Source organism: Flagellimonas sp. B-3 (genome assembly GCF_056857835.1).
Genome location: NZ_JBSXNW010000015.1, coordinates 96,984 through 113,902, shown reverse-complemented (window position 1 = coordinate 113,902; position 16,919 = coordinate 96,984). Strand labels below are relative to the sequence as shown.

At 40.1% G+C, this 16,919-nt stretch carries 12 protein-coding genes; 11 read left to right on the top strand and 1 reads right to left on the bottom strand.

Annotation, left to right across the window (positions count from 1 at the left end):
* Position 1 precedes the first annotated feature (1 nt).
* Genes AC13CS_RS03190 through AC13CS_RS03165 form a run of 6 tightly spaced genes read left to right on the top strand, consistent with a single transcriptional unit; the run spans position 2 to position 12,960 of the window.
* Positions 2 to 3,028 carry a VWA domain-containing protein gene (locus AC13CS_RS03190; protein ID WP_293169095.1) on the top strand — a complete coding sequence of 1,009 codons (3,027 nt, stop codon included), beginning with the start codon at positions 2 to 4 and terminating at the stop codon, positions 3,026 to 3,028.
* 11 nt (positions 3,029 to 3,039) lie between these two features.
* Complete coding sequence (locus tag AC13CS_RS03185; protein ID WP_293169093.1) at positions 3,040 to 3,528, top strand: hypothetical protein; 489 nt, start codon at positions 3,040 to 3,042, stop codon at positions 3,526 to 3,528.
* A gap of 11 nt (positions 3,529 to 3,539) precedes the next feature.
* Entirely contained in the window at positions 3,540 to 4,541 is a 1,002-nt protein-coding gene (locus tag AC13CS_RS03180; RefSeq protein WP_293169091.1) for a leucine-rich repeat domain-containing protein, read from the top strand.
* Between the two features lie 11 nt (positions 4,542 to 4,552).
* Positions 4,553 to 11,266, top strand: a complete 6,714-nt coding sequence (locus AC13CS_RS03175) for a thrombospondin type 3 repeat-containing protein (protein WP_293169089.1) — start codon at positions 4,553 to 4,555, stop codon at positions 11,264 to 11,266.
* A 4-nt stretch (positions 11,267 to 11,270) separates the two neighbouring features.
* The gene (locus AC13CS_RS03170) at positions 11,271 to 11,933 is read left to right on the top strand and encodes a fibronectin type III domain-containing protein (protein ID WP_293169087.1); all 663 of its coding nucleotides are present in this window, start codon (positions 11,271 to 11,273) and stop codon (positions 11,931 to 11,933) included.
* A gap of 25 nt (positions 11,934 to 11,958) precedes the next feature.
* Positions 11,959 to 12,960, top strand: coding sequence for a LytTR family transcriptional regulator DNA-binding domain-containing protein (locus AC13CS_RS03165; RefSeq protein WP_293169085.1), 1,002 nt, complete (start codon positions 11,959 to 11,961; stop codon positions 12,958 to 12,960).
* A gap of 551 nt (positions 12,961 to 13,511) precedes the next feature.
* Here AC13CS_RS03165 and AC13CS_RS03160 read toward each other — a convergent pair.
* On the bottom strand, positions 13,512 to 13,646 hold the full coding sequence (locus AC13CS_RS03160; protein ID WP_482888396.1) for a hypothetical protein: 135 nt from the start codon (positions 13,644 to 13,646) through the stop codon (positions 13,512 to 13,514).
* Between the two features lie 198 nt (positions 13,647 to 13,844).
* Here AC13CS_RS03160 and AC13CS_RS03155 point away from each other — a divergent pair, with 198 nt between their 5' ends.
* From AC13CS_RS03155 to mobB, 5 genes are all read left to right on the top strand, one after another.
* A complete protein-coding gene (locus AC13CS_RS03155; protein WP_293169083.1) occupies positions 13,845 to 13,982 on the top strand; it encodes a hypothetical protein in 138 nt (45 codons plus the stop codon).
* Between the two features lie 11 nt (positions 13,983 to 13,993).
* The gene (locus tag AC13CS_RS03150; RefSeq protein ID WP_293169081.1) at positions 13,994 to 14,419 is read left to right on the top strand and encodes a single-stranded DNA-binding protein; all 426 of its coding nucleotides are present in this window, start codon (positions 13,994 to 13,996) and stop codon (positions 14,417 to 14,419) included.
* A gap of 81 nt (positions 14,420 to 14,500) precedes the next feature.
* Complete coding sequence (locus AC13CS_RS03145) at positions 14,501 to 14,950, top strand: JAB domain-containing protein (RefSeq protein WP_293169079.1); 450 nt, start codon at positions 14,501 to 14,503, stop codon at positions 14,948 to 14,950.
* Positions 14,951 to 15,323: 373 nt separating this feature from the next.
* Positions 15,324 to 15,887 carry a BfmA/BtgA family mobilization protein gene (locus AC13CS_RS03140; protein WP_293169077.1) on the top strand — a complete coding sequence of 188 codons (564 nt, stop codon included), beginning with the start codon at positions 15,324 to 15,326 and terminating at the stop codon, positions 15,885 to 15,887.
* A gap of 2 nt (positions 15,888 to 15,889) precedes the next feature.
* Positions 15,890 to 16,918 carry a MobB family relaxase gene (gene mobB / locus AC13CS_RS03135; protein WP_293169075.1) on the top strand — a complete coding sequence of 343 codons (1,029 nt, stop codon included), beginning with the start codon at positions 15,890 to 15,892 and terminating at the stop codon, positions 16,916 to 16,918.
* Position 16,919: the final 1 nt, after the last annotated feature.

The following is a 16,919-nucleotide window of genomic DNA, read 5'->3' as shown; positions in this document are numbered from 1 at the left end:
TATGAAAAAAAATTACTGCGCCCCATTGCACAAATTGATACCGTTTTTGACATTGTTTTTAATAATAGGATGTTCTACAACAGAAACCCCTATTGATGAAAATGTATTGGATGATGACGAAGAAACAGTAATAGATAACCCAGATGATTCAGGCAATAACAGTGACTCGGGTGAAGAAGTTGCTCCTACGGATTTTTATCGGTTCACAACCTATCAAACTTCTACTGCTGACCCTTTTGATGTGAACGTGCTATTTCAAGTTTCTGATAGTATGTTCAGAGGTGTGCCCAATTTAATGATTGAAGATTTGCGTATTACCGAAAATGATGAAGAAAGTCCGATCGATGAATCCAAGGCGACCTTGTTCGATAGAAATTCCTTTGAATTAGAAATGAGAACGGCACTCTTGATAGATGTTTCAAATTCCATACAAACTGACTTTGTAACGCTAAAAGAAGAACTTAAGACTTTAATTGATGGGGCTTTGCCTTTCCAGGAAATAGCCATTTATACTTTCTCCTCCACAACCGAGCTGGTACAGGATTATTCAACAGATAAGGAACAGCTGAAAGGTACTATTGACAATCTACAATTGGGAACTGGTTCCACCGATTTTTATGGAGCTGTGGTGACCGCTGCAAATTCCTTCACTAATGGTTTTGTTGAGAATGAAGTGACTGTTGGTAATCTAATCATATTCACCGATGGGGATGATACCCAGGCGAGCAATACCTTCACAGCAGCCAAAGAAGCACTTATCGATAAAAACGCTTATGTCGTAGGTTTAAGTAGTGCAGATTTGGATGAAGACAATATCAAAAATCTTTTTGGTGAGTACTTCTATTTCCCATCTGAAACTATTGGAAGTGTCAATGAAAACTTTGGGTTGATACAAACCGAAATTGAAAATTACGCCAATAGCATTTATTTATTGAATTATGAGACCCCAAAAAGAGGAGACAACAACCATTACCTTAAGGTTTACCACAAGGAAAACAGCAATGAAGAGACGGATCAATATGCCGTGGGTGAGTTTACCTCTACTGGGTTCTATGAGCCTGTGGCGCCCAGTGCAGCAACTTTAATAAGTCCGAATATAAATGATGGCATAACCAATGGCCTTTTATCAATCAATCCAACAATCTGTCAAATTGAATTTCAAATTGGAAAAAGCATAGATTCCGATTCCGAAAATGAGGACATAATAGTTTATGAATTATTTATAGGAGAGAGTCCTGAGGAAATGAAGATGGATGCTTCAATTGAATACAATTATTCTGATAATCCAGATGAAATCACCTTTGTCAATAACACACCAGTAGAAGTAGGGAAAAAATATTATTGGAAGGTTAAGACAAATGATAATGACAGTGATGACTTATATGCTGAGAGTGAATTAGGTGAATTCGAAATAACAGAAGGAATAATCCAAAACCTAATTGTGACCAACGAGAATATTACTGACTTGTCTTGTAGCTCTATTAATAAGGTTGGCAATTTGTTATTAGCCTTTACCAGTACAGAAAATGTAGACCTTACGCCATTAAACTCAATTAAGGAAATAGGTTCACTAAAAATTCAAAATTATTTGCCTTCAAATTGGACTCCAACAAGTGCATTGGCAAGTCTTGAGCAATTAGATGAAATCATTGTATCAGGGTATAATGGAGGGGTCTTAAATTTTGAAAATTTATATTCACTTGAAGAATTCAAAGGGATAGTATTAATTGATAATAATGAAAATCTTAAGAGAATTATTGGTGACCTGCCAGGAGGAGAAGTTATAGATGGCTTTTTATATGGAAGCCATAATCCTAAAATCGTTGAAATCAATTCATTCAACAATGTCAAAGAGATAAAAACATTTATGAGTTTTGAAACTTCTTCAAATAACGCTAACAACGCATCTACCCCATTTATAAGTTTCAAAATCGAAAATCAACCTAATTTAGAAATTTTCAATGCTTTCAATTCCTTAGAAAACTATCCGGCAATAGCTGTTGGAAGCCTTAACCTTCACAATAATCCTAAATTAAAAATTTTCAATAGTCTCAATAACATTAGTATTCTAAAAACAGCATATAATAATTCCATAGTCTCAGAATCATCTATACACGTTACTGAAAATCCAGTTTTAGAGGATATTTCTGTTTATGGAGAACTAACAAATTTTAAATTAACCTCAGTATGGATAGAAAACCATATTTCTGATTTAAATATTAATTTTTTAAGTGGCATAGAAAGTATAGATCGAATCAGACTGGCCAATGTGAACAAACTATTTATTAATACAAACAACACTATTAACTTCGATTCTTTTTGGGTTGAAGGAAATTTAGAAAACCTACTTTTCAATAACAAAGCGTCATTTAACTCATTACGCCTTGATTCTCCTAATTACGAAGCTTTTAATGGAATTAACTCTATATTAAATTCCAACTCAATTACTTCTCTGGAAAGTATAAGTTTAGTCGAAATACAACAAAGGGATCTCAACATTTCATTTTTCAATAGTCTTTCGAACCTAAATTCACTTGTTATTATTAACAGTACTGAACTTGAAACAATTGATGGCTTAGACCGTATATCTGATTTGGGTAGTTTATCTATCCGTGATTGCTCAAAAATCAAAAATCTAGTAGGTATTGGTAATCTGAGCCCTAATATTATTAGCGTTCAAAATTGTGAAAGTTTTAATGATTTAGGAGCACTATCAAACCTGTCAGAATTAGAAATATTTAGACTAGCCAATTGCGGAAAGGTTGTTAATCTAGAGGGACTAAATTCCATTAGGAACATTGAATATTTAGCTCTAAACGACAATTCTAATCTTACCTCCTTAAAAGGACTAGGAGATGGAATGAGCAATCTAAATTTAACAACATTACTGTTGTATCGTAATCCACTGCTCAATGATTACTGTGATTTAAAAACTGATTTCACAAACCTAAGTAATAATTCAATAATTACTAATAATCTATACAATCCAACTTTTGAAGAACTGACAAGCGGCAATTGCAAACAATAACAATCACATTCATGAAACTCTCATCTATAGCCATTTTATCCACTACTTTCTTTCTATCGCTTTGTACAGAAAGCACCGAAGTAGACCTTGTCAACTATATTGAAATCACAGCAACTTCCCAGATTCTCGAGTTTGATGACCTGTTCCAGTCTTATGAATCCACTTTCGACACAGATTGTTTCAGATATTTCAGCACTGTTGGTTTTAACTACAATGGTTTTGATGGAGAAAATTCAATGAAATTGGAAATTGCATCGGACAATGAAAACTTACAGGATGACCGTTATAGTATTGTAAATGGGGAATGTGAGTATGTGGATATTTCTTTTTTCCATGCGGACCTATTGAGCATTAACGAAGACGCCTATTTCAAAGAAGGTACTGTTAATGTTAGCGAGAATGCGACCGTGTTCGAATTTTCCGGGCGTGTTTTCAAATTGAACGCCAATGATTTGGAATTCTTCATAGGTAATGCTGAAGGGTTGATAAGAATTGATTAAAAAACTAAACTATGAAAAAAATACAACTATTTTTTGTCCTTTTATTAATAGCTATCTCTTGTGATACTGCAAATGATGATTCACCACCCTCTGAAAATGCAGGGCTATTTGAAGATGTTCAAGCATTAAAGGCAATTTATGAAGCCAATAACCTATATGTTTCCGATCCGAGGTGGGATAACATAGATTCTTCAATATTTCAATTTTTAATATCCGTTGGAGCAACCGCAAGTGGTTCAGGCGCAGACATAACAGCATATAGAGTTGTAGTTCTTGATCTGTCTTTTAAAGATTTGTCCATCATTCCCTCATCCATAGGAGTTCTTACTGAAGTGGAGTTATTGGACTTAGCCGACAATCAGTTAACATACATTTCTGATGAAATAGGAAAGCTAACAAAAATTAAAACAGCTTATTTGGATAGAAATAACTTATCCAGTTTACCGGAAAGTATTGGTAATTGGACCTTAATTGAAGAGTTCAGTTCAACTGAGAACCAACTTGTTGACATACCTGCCGACATTGGCAACTGGGAAAACCTTACTCGACTTACCCTTCAAAACAATCTACTAACTGAACTTCCTCAATCCATTGGCAATTTGGCCCGTTTGGAATATTTGGATCTTAATTCCAACAATTTGCTTAAGCTTCCACAAACCATCGGAAACCTAAGTTCTTTACAATGGTTAACACTTGAAAAAAATGAACTCACCACTATTCCTGAAAGTATCGGCCTCTTACAAAACCTCGAATTTCTAACTATACCTTTTAATGAATTGGAGACGCTTCCAGTAGGAATTGGAAATTTACAAAAATTGGGGACGCTGGCCTTACAAGTCAATTTCTTTGGAAGTGTACCCTCTGAATACGCAAGCCTGAATAATCTTTCACTTTTAAACCTTTCTGGAAACAATGTTTTGAAATGTTTGCCCCAAGAGGTATGGAACCTAAGAACAACGGGGACCGTTGTAAGAACTGACTTTAACCAAGGAGATACTGACTGTAGTCAATAAATCAAGTCGAAATGAAAAAACAACTACTATTTATCCTATTGATTTTTGTTTCCTACACAGGAAGCAGCCAGACCCCTGGGGAACTGAACCCCAATTATGGTGCTAATGGAGTGGTCACCAAATTTTTAAAAGAAATTAGGTTCACCACCTATGATGCTGCCTATGAAAATTATATGATAACCGTGCTTGGTCAATTTAATGATTTCAACAGAGACCTTGAAGTTGTTTTAAGATTTAATAATAACGGTACCTTAGATCAAAATTTCGGAATCAATGGTATGGTTGTGGTTAATGACGTCGATATCGCCAATGGACTTACAGCACAATATCTCGATGCTTTTCCCGATGGCTCTTTTGTGGTTGGAATACAAGATCAGGCGAACAACCCACAAATTGTAAAATATAACCCACAAGGCAAGTTGGATACTTCCTTTGGGGTAAATGGTACGACTACAATAGATTTGGCCGAGGACGTCCGATTGGCTCTGAGTCCCATTGCCTTTCCTACAAATTATAAGATTGTTGTTCCGCTAAATAGAAGAGGCGGAGGTGGCAGCTATCTTTTAAAGCTGACTGCAAATGGTGAGTTTGACCCTACCTTTTCGGATGATGGCCTTACCGACCAATTAGTAGGATCTATAAGCTCAGTTGACAAGCAAACTTTTAACGGAGTAGGTGGCTACGCAGTTGTGCATAAACCATCTGGTATAAGAAATTGGAAATTATCAATAATTGAACATACAGGCGATTTATTTTCCGGTCCTTTTGATATTGGTGAACGAGCAGCGATTTATAGCCCAAATGGTATCATGGTCGGTTATGGCGGGACTTTAAGACGGTACAATACAAATCTTGGAGATTATGATATGAGCTATGGCGATTTTGGGAGATTTAACTCCGGTTTTTCTATTTTCAGAAGTTCCATTAACAGTATTCAAGACAATTTTCTGGATTATGCCAACGGAGAAATTTTATACTATGGTTCTGATAACAGATGGAATGATTTTCATTTTCGAAAAGTAGGGCCTAATGGTGGGTTGGTCAATACCTTTAGCCCTGATGGCGTATCAGAGCCTTTTGATTTTTTAGGCCACCAAGATTTTTTGGTCAAGGGATTCAAAATGGATAATGCCGAAGTGCTTGGGGTAGGTTACAGTAGTACAGCTGACTTTTATGACTCCACAAGTGGGTATACGTTCACATTGACTATGATCAGGTTGCAATCCAATACCCAGCCCGATCCAAATTTTGGCAACCGTTCTGGAAGATATATACTGGAACCTAAACATAAGATTATCAAAAGTATTCTGACCAAGAGATCCGGAGGAAGTACTCCATACCCATTTCCTGTAATAGCAGTGAGTGAGCAACCGTTGACCGGATATAAATACATCCAAGCAGTAAATCCTAGTGTAGGTGGAATTGGGAACATAGGCGAAATCGCGACCACCCTGGTCGATTTGGAGCTGAACCATGGTGCATATTACCAAGATAACTCTGGTAGTGCATCTTCTGATGAACATTTAATAGGTGTCGGCGTGATCAACACCAATGGTGACAATGATTTTATGTTGGCCCGACTTACGGAAAACATAAACGGGGCATTCACACGTATAGATTTTGGTGGGTCAATAAATGATATCGTCCAGACTGATATCAACAATGGAAGCAATGATATTGCCTCATCCGTTACGGCCATGGAAGATAATGGCCAAACAAAATTAGTGGTGGCAGGAACCAGTGATTCGGAATTTGTTATCGCCCGTTATTTGGGACAGGGAACAAATGCAGGGCTTCTGGATACTGGTTTTGGCACTAATGGCATAGTAAGGCCAACTATTTCCGGTGGGCGCTTTGTTCCCTCAAAAATTAAAACGGGAAATGATGGGAACATCTATGTGAGTGGTGAATTGATCAATGGTACATCCAGAACTTTTGCTCTCAAAAAGTTTAATCCCAATGGTGTTGAAGATACCAATTTTTTGGCATCGGATATCTATACCGCAAGTTCCAACAATGCAATGGATTTCATCATTTACGATGACGGTAGTTTTTTGGTTTTGGGTAATGAGAATATATCGGGCAATAGGGTAAAGGTGAGAAAATACAATTCAGATGGCACACCGGACAATTCCTTTGGCACCAACTCATACCTCTATCTGGGGCTTGCCAATGCAAACTTGAGCGCCTATGAAATTCAATATTTGGCAGGAAATAAATTCGCCGTCGTAGGTACAAGCGGCACCAATGGTTTTGTTGCTGTATTTGATGATACAGGAACAATGGACGCCTCATTTGCCAACAACGGTATTTTGGAGCAAAGCTTTGGACTCAATGATGTAGAGCTCAACTCGGTTCAATTAGTTGATTCTTCAAAACTATTGGTTAGTGGTACGGGCATTGAAAACGGAAATAGGGTTTCCTTGTCCTCAGAGATATTCGTGGATACATCCATTACTGAATATACTGAAATTCCAAATCCTATATTTGAGCAATACCTAATCGATCAAGGAATTGACACAAACCCTACCATTGACGGTAGGGTACCTACGGCATCCATCAATACAGTAACGACATTGGATATCTCTGATTACAATATATCCAGTTTTGCAGGAATACAGGACTTTACGGCACTGGAAGATTTCAGCTTAATTAACGATCAAGCGGCCTCCTTGCCACAAATCAATTTTTCGGGAAATCCAAACCTGGTACGTCTATCCATTATAAATGCTCCCCAATTGAGTGGGGTGGACATAAGTACTAATAATCTTTTAGAGGATATAACCCTGGTACCAAGGGGAACCCAATTTACTTCCTTAGACCTTACGGGAAAACAAAATGTGACATCCTTGCTTTTGGCCGATTCCGGTATCTCCAATTTGGATTTAAGCAGCGTGCCTAATTTAACTTATTTAGGGGTGCAACTGAATGAATCGCTCTCGAATATCGATGTGAGCAGTTTAACTGCTCTAGAGATATTGGAAACCTATGGGTCTGGTTTAACAACAATTGATATTTCCAATAATCCAAATATGACAAGGCTAAGCGCGTACAACAGTTATAATGGTGCATTAACAGAGGCCAATGTTCAAAATGGCTTCAATGGCTCGATAACAAGCCTTCAACTGGAGAACAACCCCAATTTGAGTTGTATACAGGTCGATGCTTCAATAGTTGGAACATCGCCCACGGGTTGGGTGAAAGATAATATGGCCTCGTACCAAGCCAATTGTACATCCGAGTACACCTTGATTCCGGATACTGTTTTTGAACAGTATCTGGTCGATCAAGGGATTGATGCCACCCCGAACGATGGCAGGGTGCTCACTTCGGCCCTAGTTGGGGTGACCAATGTCAATGTGGAGCGCTTGTTCATCAATTCCATGGAGGGAATTCAGGATTTTGTCGATTTGGAGGTTCTGAACGTTAACCAAATCAATCTGGGCACCATAGATTTGAGCCAAAACCTTCAACTCAGGGAACTATACGCCAATGCCTGTAGTCTAAATGCATTAAATCTGGTCAACAATGTGGCATTGGAGGTACTGGAGGTCTTTGGAAATGGTATTGTTGATTTAAACTTGGAGTTCAATACAAGGCTTCAACGCGTGGATGTGAGTTCAAATCCTCTGGCATCATTGTTCCTTTTGAACCATCCTGACTTGAGCAGTCTCAATGTTTCTGATACCGGTATCAGGTTTCTGGCAATTGAGGGAACCCAATTGACTTCTTTGGACCTATCGACCAATGATTTTTTAGAAAACCTTTCCCTTAGATTCAATACTATTTCGAACCTGGTATTACCGGCAGATGATTCTCCACTGACCTCCATGGAAGTGGCAGGGGAGGACCTAACTATTTTTGCCGTGGAAAATAGGTCCAACCTTGAAGATTTGACGATTTTTGATATCAGGGCAACTGATTTGATTGTAGAGAATTTACCAAAACTTACCAGTTTTCAATTGGATGAAAATATTCTTCTCAAAACCCTGAGAGTCGCAGGGACGTCACTTGGTACCTTTAATGGTTTACAGTTGAACAATAGGGCTTTGGTCAATGTTGAGATCGAAGGGAATCCCAACTTGCAAAATTTGCCCTTGTCTGTTTTTTTAAGAGACTTGGAACGGCTTTCCGTAGTGGACAATGATTTGACAAGTCTGGACATCACGAATCTTACAACCTTAGAAACGCTGAGCGTTAGAAATAACCCCAACCTTACTACCTTAGACCTTACAAGTTTGCAAGACGGTGGAACATCCAGTAGTCTATCTACATATGAGGGCGAGAACACAGGGATTACTTCGTTGGATTTTTCCGCTTGTCCAAATATTGACAGAATATTTTTGGCATACAATGGTACGAACGGAGGTGTACCATTAACCTCATTAAATTTAAAAAATGGAAATAATGGAAACATCAGTGATGTTATCATTACGGGCAATTTCCCGGATTTATCATGCGTTGAAGTTGATGGGGCCACCGTGGGCAATGTCTCATCAACTTGGCAGTATGATGCGGGGACACAATTTTTGGAAGATTGTTCTGCTGCCCCCAACCAAGTTAGTGTAGCATTTTTGGTTTCAAGTGAGTCGATGCTCGAAGACCTTGCTTTTCCAAATCCACAATTGGTACTAAATGGTACCGTGACCATTCCAACAACTATTCAAATTACGGATGTGACCAGCAATGCTTCTTTCAGTAATCCTGCCGTTGCAGGTTCAGACTATGAATTTAATAATGGGCAACCACTTACCATTCAAATACCTGCACAAACCTATGATGGCAACAATCCAATTCCTGTTCCGGGTCTGGTTATATTAGCCGACACCGAAATAGAAGGAAATGAATCCATTGTGTTGGAAGTGACATCGAATTCTACTGAACTCCCATTAGTTCCAGGGGATTTGTCCTTCACTTACACTTACAATGTTATTGAAGATGATTTCCGAATTGAGGTAGCCGCTGGAAACAACATCGATGAAAATGGCATTCCTTCAGTTTTTACCATTTCGCTCACTGACGGGAATGGGAATGCCTTGACCAATACTAGCGGGCAGGACATCCAATTGAATTGGTTGGACATCGGTACAGCTCAGCAAGGAACCGATTTCAGCCTAAGTGGAAATAGGATTATTCCCAATGGGCAGTCTTCCACGGAAATTTCAATCAGTGCAATAGATGACATGATTTTTGAAGGTCTGGAATCGGTTGGATTGGAAATACAAGAAGGGGATGGCTATTTTGTGGACATAAATGGGTTACTGCCGAGTGCCCAATTGGGGATAGCCGATAATGACAACCATATTATCTTGACGAAAATCCAAGATGGGGCAGAAGGTCTTCAAGATGCCATATTCGCTTTGGGCTTGGGAGATGATAATGGAAATAGTGCAACTAATGGCACACAAAATAGTCTTGGGTTTGATGTGTCTTTGTCTGAAAGTGCAAGTGGGACATCTGCGGAATTGGGAACTGATTTTATAAATGGGCTAAAAAACCAAATCGGCAATACCGTATTTATTGAACCTGGACAATCATCGGCAACTTTTGAGATTGAGATTATAGACGACACTGTTGAGGAAGAAGTTGAGACCTTTATTGTTGAAATAACAACCAACGAATCGGATATTACTATTCCGGTGTCACAAGTAAAGGGGCAGATAATCGATAATAACGCTGCAAATGGTTCGGATTCTGATAACGATGGCGTTCTTGACGTAGTAGATAACTGTCCTAACACGGCAAATGCTGACCAAGCTGATTTGGATGGTGACGGTATTGGAGATCTCTGTGATACGGATGATGATGGTGATGGCATACCAGACACGGAGGATGCTTTTCCTAGGGATGACAGTGAGGACACGGATACCGATGGCGATGGAACAGGAAATAATGCTGATTTGGATGATGATAATGATGGTGTTCCCGACAGTATGGATAATTGCCCACTTGAGGCAGGTATATCGAATGAAAATGGTTGTCCAGAAACTGGATTGGACATTGGGCTGGAAGATATTTCCGTTTTGGTACTGAGTGAAACTTGTCCTGACAGGAGCAATGGTAGTTTTGAAGTAAGCGTCGATAACGAGCAGTATACATTCGAAGTAAGTTTGGATGGTAATCCAGTGGGCACAGCGAATTTTAGCAATGACTATGTCGCGACCAATTTGGCCCAAGGAAGTTATCAAGTGTGTATTACAACTGGTGAACTCCCAGATTTTGAACGTTGCTTTGGAGTTGAGATTAAAACATACGATCGTATATCGGCCACGACCCAAGGTATAGATTCAAGGAACCTGAAGGCCCGATTTATAGTAGATGGAAGTAAGGAATATGAAGTTTATGTAAACCAAAAACAATATAGTTTCAGTATGGAAAGCACTGGGAAAGAAATTCTAACGGTGCCGGTGGAGAAAGGTAAAAATGAAATTAGTATATCGGGTTCTTCCGATTGTCAAGGGATTTATGCAGAAATAATCCAGATAGGAGATATTTCTATTTATCCAAATCCAGTGGTTGACATACTGAATTTCCAAGGGTTTACTTCAGATGAAAAAGGGAGACTAAATATCTACTCGCTGAGTGGTCAAATGGTCAAACAAGTTGAGTTGGAGATAATTTCAGGAAAGGCGTCCATCGACCTGTCAACCCTACCAAGTGGTGTTTACTTAATCCAATCAAATAGCTTGGATGCTATAAAGTCGTTTAAAATTGTTAAAGAATAAATTCATGGGTTCATATTATAGGAATACTATCATCGTTAGTTTATTCTTCATCCTTTTGACAGGTTGTGAAGGAAAGTTCGAAACCAATGTAGATTTGCAAGCAGTTACCCTGCTTTTACCGGAAAACAACTCCCAATGTTTGGGTACAGAATTGGCTTCGGGGCTGATAAGTGTGCAACTAGACTGGGAAGATGTGGAAGGTGTAAACTCATTTTTATTGGAATATGAGGATGTTGTAGCAGGGACACAATTTACAGAATTGACAGGGGCGTCTTCGACTATCTTAGATTTAGAGCCTGGAACATTATATCGGTGGAAGATAACTGTAGCCGATGGGTTCGGCAATTCCAAAACCAGTGAGGAATTCACCTTTTATACTGAAGGGTTGTCCGAAGAGAACCATGTTCCGTTTCCACCCAACTTGGGAGTAAATAACAATGGAGACAATACTGTTACACTTTCTTGGCAGAGCACGGATTTGGATAATGACATTAATTACTATAACGTGTTCTTTTCACTAAATGACCCACCTGATGAATTAATCTCAGAAACCGACCAAACATCCGCCACTACAGCTATTGAACCAAATACCATGTATTATTTCAAGGTTATCGCCTATGATAAAAACGGTAACTTTTCAAGCAATAGTATATCTGTGGAATTTTAAGGAACAAAATTTCTGATTTGTAAGGATGCTAGGGGATATTTACTCGAATTTTTATAACTACCTCAGAGGATCAATTTTTATCCTTAGTTTTTACCATTTAATTATCTTCCTGATTAATAGGAACCAGCAATTTTTATATTATTCCCTTTATTTTTTTTTCTTATTTCTCTTTTTTTTGGGTCAAGGCCTTTTGCCTGGTCCGTACAGGAACATACATATCATGAGCAGCCCCAGTGTTCATCTGGCCACCTATATTTTTTATATATCCTTTGCGCGGGCACTGCTTGATACCCCTAAAAAGATACCGCAATGGGATAAGGTATTGGTTTGGGCTAGGAATATTTTAGTTTTAGGAATCTTTATTCTGGTTTTCCTGTTGGGTATTTGGGGACATGGTGCGCAAAAACATGCATTCATGTTATTATCCCCTCTTTTTTCAGTTTTTGCTCTAGTCAGTTATGTCAAGTTTTTGAGGTTGAAAACAAAGGTGGCTACCCTATTTGTTTTTGGTTCCCTATTATTCTTCTGTTTCGCTAATTTGTCCTACTTGGCTCAGATTTTTTATGGCTTCGATGGTTTTGAGGACCGATTTGGCCTTCATGCATCCTTCTTTTTGTATGTAGGTGCCTTATTGGAAGCCGTAGTTTTTGCTGCCATTTTGGGTGTCCGCTTCAAGAACCTTGAAATAGACCAAAGAGAGTCCTCAAAAAAGATTGATGAATTAAAAAGAATAGTCATTAAAAATCATATTGTCCTCAAGGATAAGGCTAGAGTATATATAAGTGACTTGATGTATATCAAAGCCGATGACCACTACTTAAATATCTTTACCAGTGATGGTAAAAACCATTATGTGAGGGGGAAACTTCACCAAATTAAGGAAGAGCTGCCCCCAAATTTTATACAATGCCACAGATCCTATCTTGTGAATATAAATTTTATTAAACAAAGAAGTTACAATTCATTGACGCTTATGGAGAAAACCAGTATTCCGGTTTCGCGATCTTTTAAAAATGAATTGGATTAGAAACGATTTGAACTTATCAGAACGGGACCAAATATTAATTGTCCGAGTATGGTTGGGCAACATAAATGGTAAAAGAATATTTTTTACTTTCGAAGTCTTCATATAATTACCTTACGGCTTAGACTGCCTTATCTTTTTCTCATATCATGTTCATTGTATCATTAATAATTAAAGTGCTCCCTCGAATTAAACTGAGGCTCGGTATCGGTAGCTGAAAAAATGGTCTGTAAACCAAATAATCAAAGGTAGCTTCCGTATGTAATACCATTTTTTCGATCTTTCCTGAATCATATTGATCTATTTCCAACGCGATATGATAATATGAAAAGGGAGGGTTTTTAAATCGTGAAATGCATCTAAAAACTTTAAAAGGAAGGATACCTTTTTCTAAATCGTTCTGCTCAGATAAAGGTTGTCCAAATTTGACTTTGATGGCTTTTATTACCATTACAGATGCTAGAGTAGTACATTTTTAGGTTCGTGCTATTGAAAATCTACCCTCATATTCCACACTCCTTAGCCCAATGCCCACTTGATACCCTACTTAATGGCTAAAGGGTGTTTGGGGTACATACATCCCAATAGGTCTCATTTCTATCAAATCTTCGCTGTGTTTGTTGTTGGGAATAAGCATTAAATTCCGTGTATTTCCATTGTTTTTTCCGTGGCTCCCATTCCTTTCGCATTTCCCGTTCTTGATTCCCTTGCCCAAGCCGTCCGTGCTTCCTTTTTGACGGCAAAACAACAACATCCAGCCTTGCGGGCGGCATAAAGCCGCTTCGCTTTTTATACGCCCTTGTACAAGCCTGGAGGTTGTACCACGATCAGCAACAAAAAGGATACGTGACGGCCCTATGGGAAGTAAATCATTTAAACCAAGAACGATGAAATCATACGAAAACAATAAAACGGGAGCACTTCAAAAGTTAAAAACGAACAAAAAGGAAAACGCTCTGGATATAATAAGTAAATCAGTTTTCAACGCCCTGACGGATAGGGCTTCATATAATTCTAATCTTTAAATTTTTTAATCATGAGTACATTGAGAAACAAAGTCCAATTGATCGGGAACATCGGAAACGATCCCAAAGTGGCCGTACTGGAAAGCGGTAGCAAGACCGTACGCTTTGCCATGGCCACCAACGAGTATTACAAGAACGCCCAAGGGGAAAAGGTACAATCCACCCAGTGGCACAACGTGGTGGCCTGGGACAAAAGGGCGGAGGTCATCGAACAGTACGCCCACAAAGGGAAGGAAATTGCCATCGAGGGGAAATTGGTCTCCCGAAGCTATACCAATGAGATGGATGTCAAGGTCTATGTGACCGAGATCGTGGCCACCGAGATCCTGCTCTTGGGAGGCAAGGAATCCCAAGAAGCCGAGCCAACTCCCCAAAAGGGAAATACGCCTAAAACGCCTGCCAAGGCCAAGAGCTCCAAAACGGCCAAGACCGCCTAATGCGGTCAGGTCGATGCCTTAAGAGGGTGGGGCAATCAACCCAGTTCCGCCCTCTTTTTTTATCACCCTAATACCATCATCATGGGAACACAAGTCAATGAAATCCATATCCGATACAAAGAACGCATCCCCGCCCCCTTTTGGAAACAGATAAAATCCTCCAAGGATGCTGCGGAACTGCTTTACCAAACATGGAATACCGATACAATCGCCGTACACGAATCCTTTAAGATCGTCCTGCTCAACAATAGCAACAAGGTCAAGGGCATCTACCAAATCTCACAGGGCGGGATCACGGGAACTTTGGTGGATCTGCGGATCCTCTTTGCCGTAGTGCTCAAGACCCTTTCCGTAGGAATCCTGCTGGCCCATAACCACCCCAGTGGGAAACTGCAGGCCAGCCAACCGGATCGGGACATTACCCAAAAGATTCAAAAAGCCGCCCAGCTCTTCGATGTCAAGGTCCTCGATCATATCATCATCGCCCCCAATGGGGACTACTTCAGTTTTGCCGATCAAGGGCTGTTGTAGCTAAAAGAGCCGCACCACTATTTTAGCAAAGGGAACTACATAGGTTCCCTTTTTCATTGAAAATATACAGCCCTTGGACGCTTTCCTTGAATTTTTTCCAAAACCAGCCTCTTCAACCTCTTAAAATTCCGTATTGGTGTTTCCTTAGCTGTCAAGGCCTATACCTTGGGATAGGTAGGGCGATTTCCCCGAGCGCGCGGGGAAACGGAATAGCGAGAGGGTAGCACGCCAAGGCGGTGCTACAAGTCCCATTTGCTCCGCAAAGCCCATAGATACTGGAGGATTCAAGGATGGGATGATGTATTCGACATCCCTTGTTTGCTGTAAACCCTCTTGAAACCCTTGAAAAGATTGAAAAAAGTTGCTGTAAAACATGAAACGGAACAGAAAAACATATCGATTTTCGGCCATCAATATTAAAAGTGCGGTGGCCACAAGGTTCCGCAGTTTCTCTAAAAAAACGGCAAAATCCCACACGGAAACGCTTATAGCTGTCATGGACTTTTTTGAGTGGCATGGCTTTGTTCCTACGGACCGCATGGATCAAAGTGTCTTGCAGGAAATCATCAAAAACCAAAAACTTACAGAGACTTCCATCAAACGTACCGAGGCATCCATCGCCATTATCCGGGATATCGAGATCACACAGACCAAGCCCACCAATGCCATTCTGGAAGCCCTGCTCGAACAAAAGGTCAAGCAGGAAAAACCACGGGTGGAACCACCTTCCTCTAAACAGGAAACCCCAATTGAGATAAGCGTTCCCAAAATCCGCTACGAGCACCTCCAGGACAAATTGAAAATGCTCCAAAGGGAAAGCCAGTATCTCATCGAAAACACAACCCTAATAAAACCCGCTTTTGGAAAACCCTATCTCCGTTTGGACATCACCGAAGGGGAACTGGAAAACTATAAACGAACCCTTAAAAATCTATGACCATGTACATCACTATCACGGCACAGAAAATCGGAAAAGGCTTTGAGACCTATCACGGTAGCGTAAAGGACTATGTGGCCTATTTGGAGAAAGAAAACCTAGAGGTGGAACCAGGGGCGCAGGAGACCTTTTTTGACCAAACCGAAAATGCTATACCACCAGAAAAGGTCATATCGGAAATCGATGGCAATACCGCCAAACTCAAGAAGCACGAACCCAAGTTCTATTCCCTTGTGGTAAGTCCAAGCCAACGGGAACTCAAACAGATCAGCAATGATGCAAAAGCGCTGCGAAAATACACCCGGGAAATCATGAAGGATTATGCCGCTTCCTTTTATCGGGATAGAACGGTCACTGTCGATGACATCAAATATTACGCGAAAATCGAACACGAACGCAGCTTTCGGGGCTTTGAAAAACAGGTGCAGGAAAATGCCCCGTACCGCAAACAGATCGCCAAACTTCGTAATGACCTGGCCAAGGTGGAACGGGGTGCACTACAAGGCAACCCAAAGACCATTCAACAGGAAATCCATCGCTTGACCCAAGAGGCTCCCCATAAGATCAACGGCCAAATGATTGTAGAAGGGATGAAAAAGGAAGGGGCACAGTCCCATATCCATATCATCGTCAGCCGAAAGGATGTGACCAATACCTACAGCCTGTCCCCGGGGAGCAAGTTCAAGGCCTCCGAAACCATCCTCCACGGCAAAAAGGTCAAACAGGGCTTCCACCGTGATCAATTCTACCAAGCTGCGGAAAAGACCTTTGACCGCATGTTCGCCTATGACCGAAACTTCATGGAAAAATATGGTACGAAAAAGCTATACCGACAGGATCCCAAAAAGTTTGTGACCCTTTTGATGGGATTGCCCAACAACGAAAAGGAACTGGCCCTAAAACTATTGCGCAAAGGGGGAGTAACCATCCCCAACATCCCAACCAACAAGGTGCAGTTGGCCTATAAGACCCTGATGAAGCTCAAACAAGGTGTCGAACGGGCCATCCGATCAGGGGGCATTGAAATCTAAG

Bases quoted from the DNA above. Each gene is read 5' to 3' on its own strand.
- AC13CS_RS03170 (WP_293169087.1), top strand. From the start codon at position 11,271: ATGGGTTCATATTATAGGAATACTATCATCGTTAGTTTATTCTTCATC.
- AC13CS_RS03165 (WP_293169085.1), top strand. From the start codon at position 11,959: ATGCTAGGGGATATTTACTCGAATTTTTATAACTACCTCAGAGGATCA.
- AC13CS_RS03185 (WP_293169093.1), top strand. From the start codon at position 3,040: ATGAAACTCTCATCTATAGCCATTTTATCCACTACTTTCTTTCTATCG.
- AC13CS_RS03180 (WP_293169091.1), top strand. From the start codon at position 3,540: ATGAAAAAAATACAACTATTTTTTGTCCTTTTATTAATAGCTATCTCT.
- AC13CS_RS03145 (WP_293169079.1), top strand. From the start codon at position 14,501: ATGGGAACACAAGTCAATGAAATCCATATCCGATACAAAGAACGCATC.
- AC13CS_RS03155 (WP_293169083.1), top strand. From the start codon at position 13,845: ATGAAATCATACGAAAACAATAAAACGGGAGCACTTCAAAAGTTAAAA.
- AC13CS_RS03140 (WP_293169077.1), top strand. From the start codon at position 15,324: ATGAAACGGAACAGAAAAACATATCGATTTTCGGCCATCAATATTAAA.
- AC13CS_RS03190 (WP_293169095.1), top strand. From the start codon at position 2: ATGAAAAAAAATTACTGCGCCCCATTGCACAAATTGATACCGTTTTTG.
- mobB (WP_293169075.1), top strand. From the start codon at position 15,890: ATGTACATCACTATCACGGCACAGAAAATCGGAAAAGGCTTTGAGACC.
- AC13CS_RS03175 (WP_293169089.1), top strand. From the start codon at position 4,553: ATGAAAAAACAACTACTATTTATCCTATTGATTTTTGTTTCCTACACA.
- AC13CS_RS03150 (WP_293169081.1), top strand. From the start codon at position 13,994: ATGAGTACATTGAGAAACAAAGTCCAATTGATCGGGAACATCGGAAAC.
- AC13CS_RS03160 (WP_482888396.1), bottom strand. From the start codon at position 13,646: ATGCGAAAGGAATGGGAGCCACGGAAAAAACAATGGAAATACACGGAA.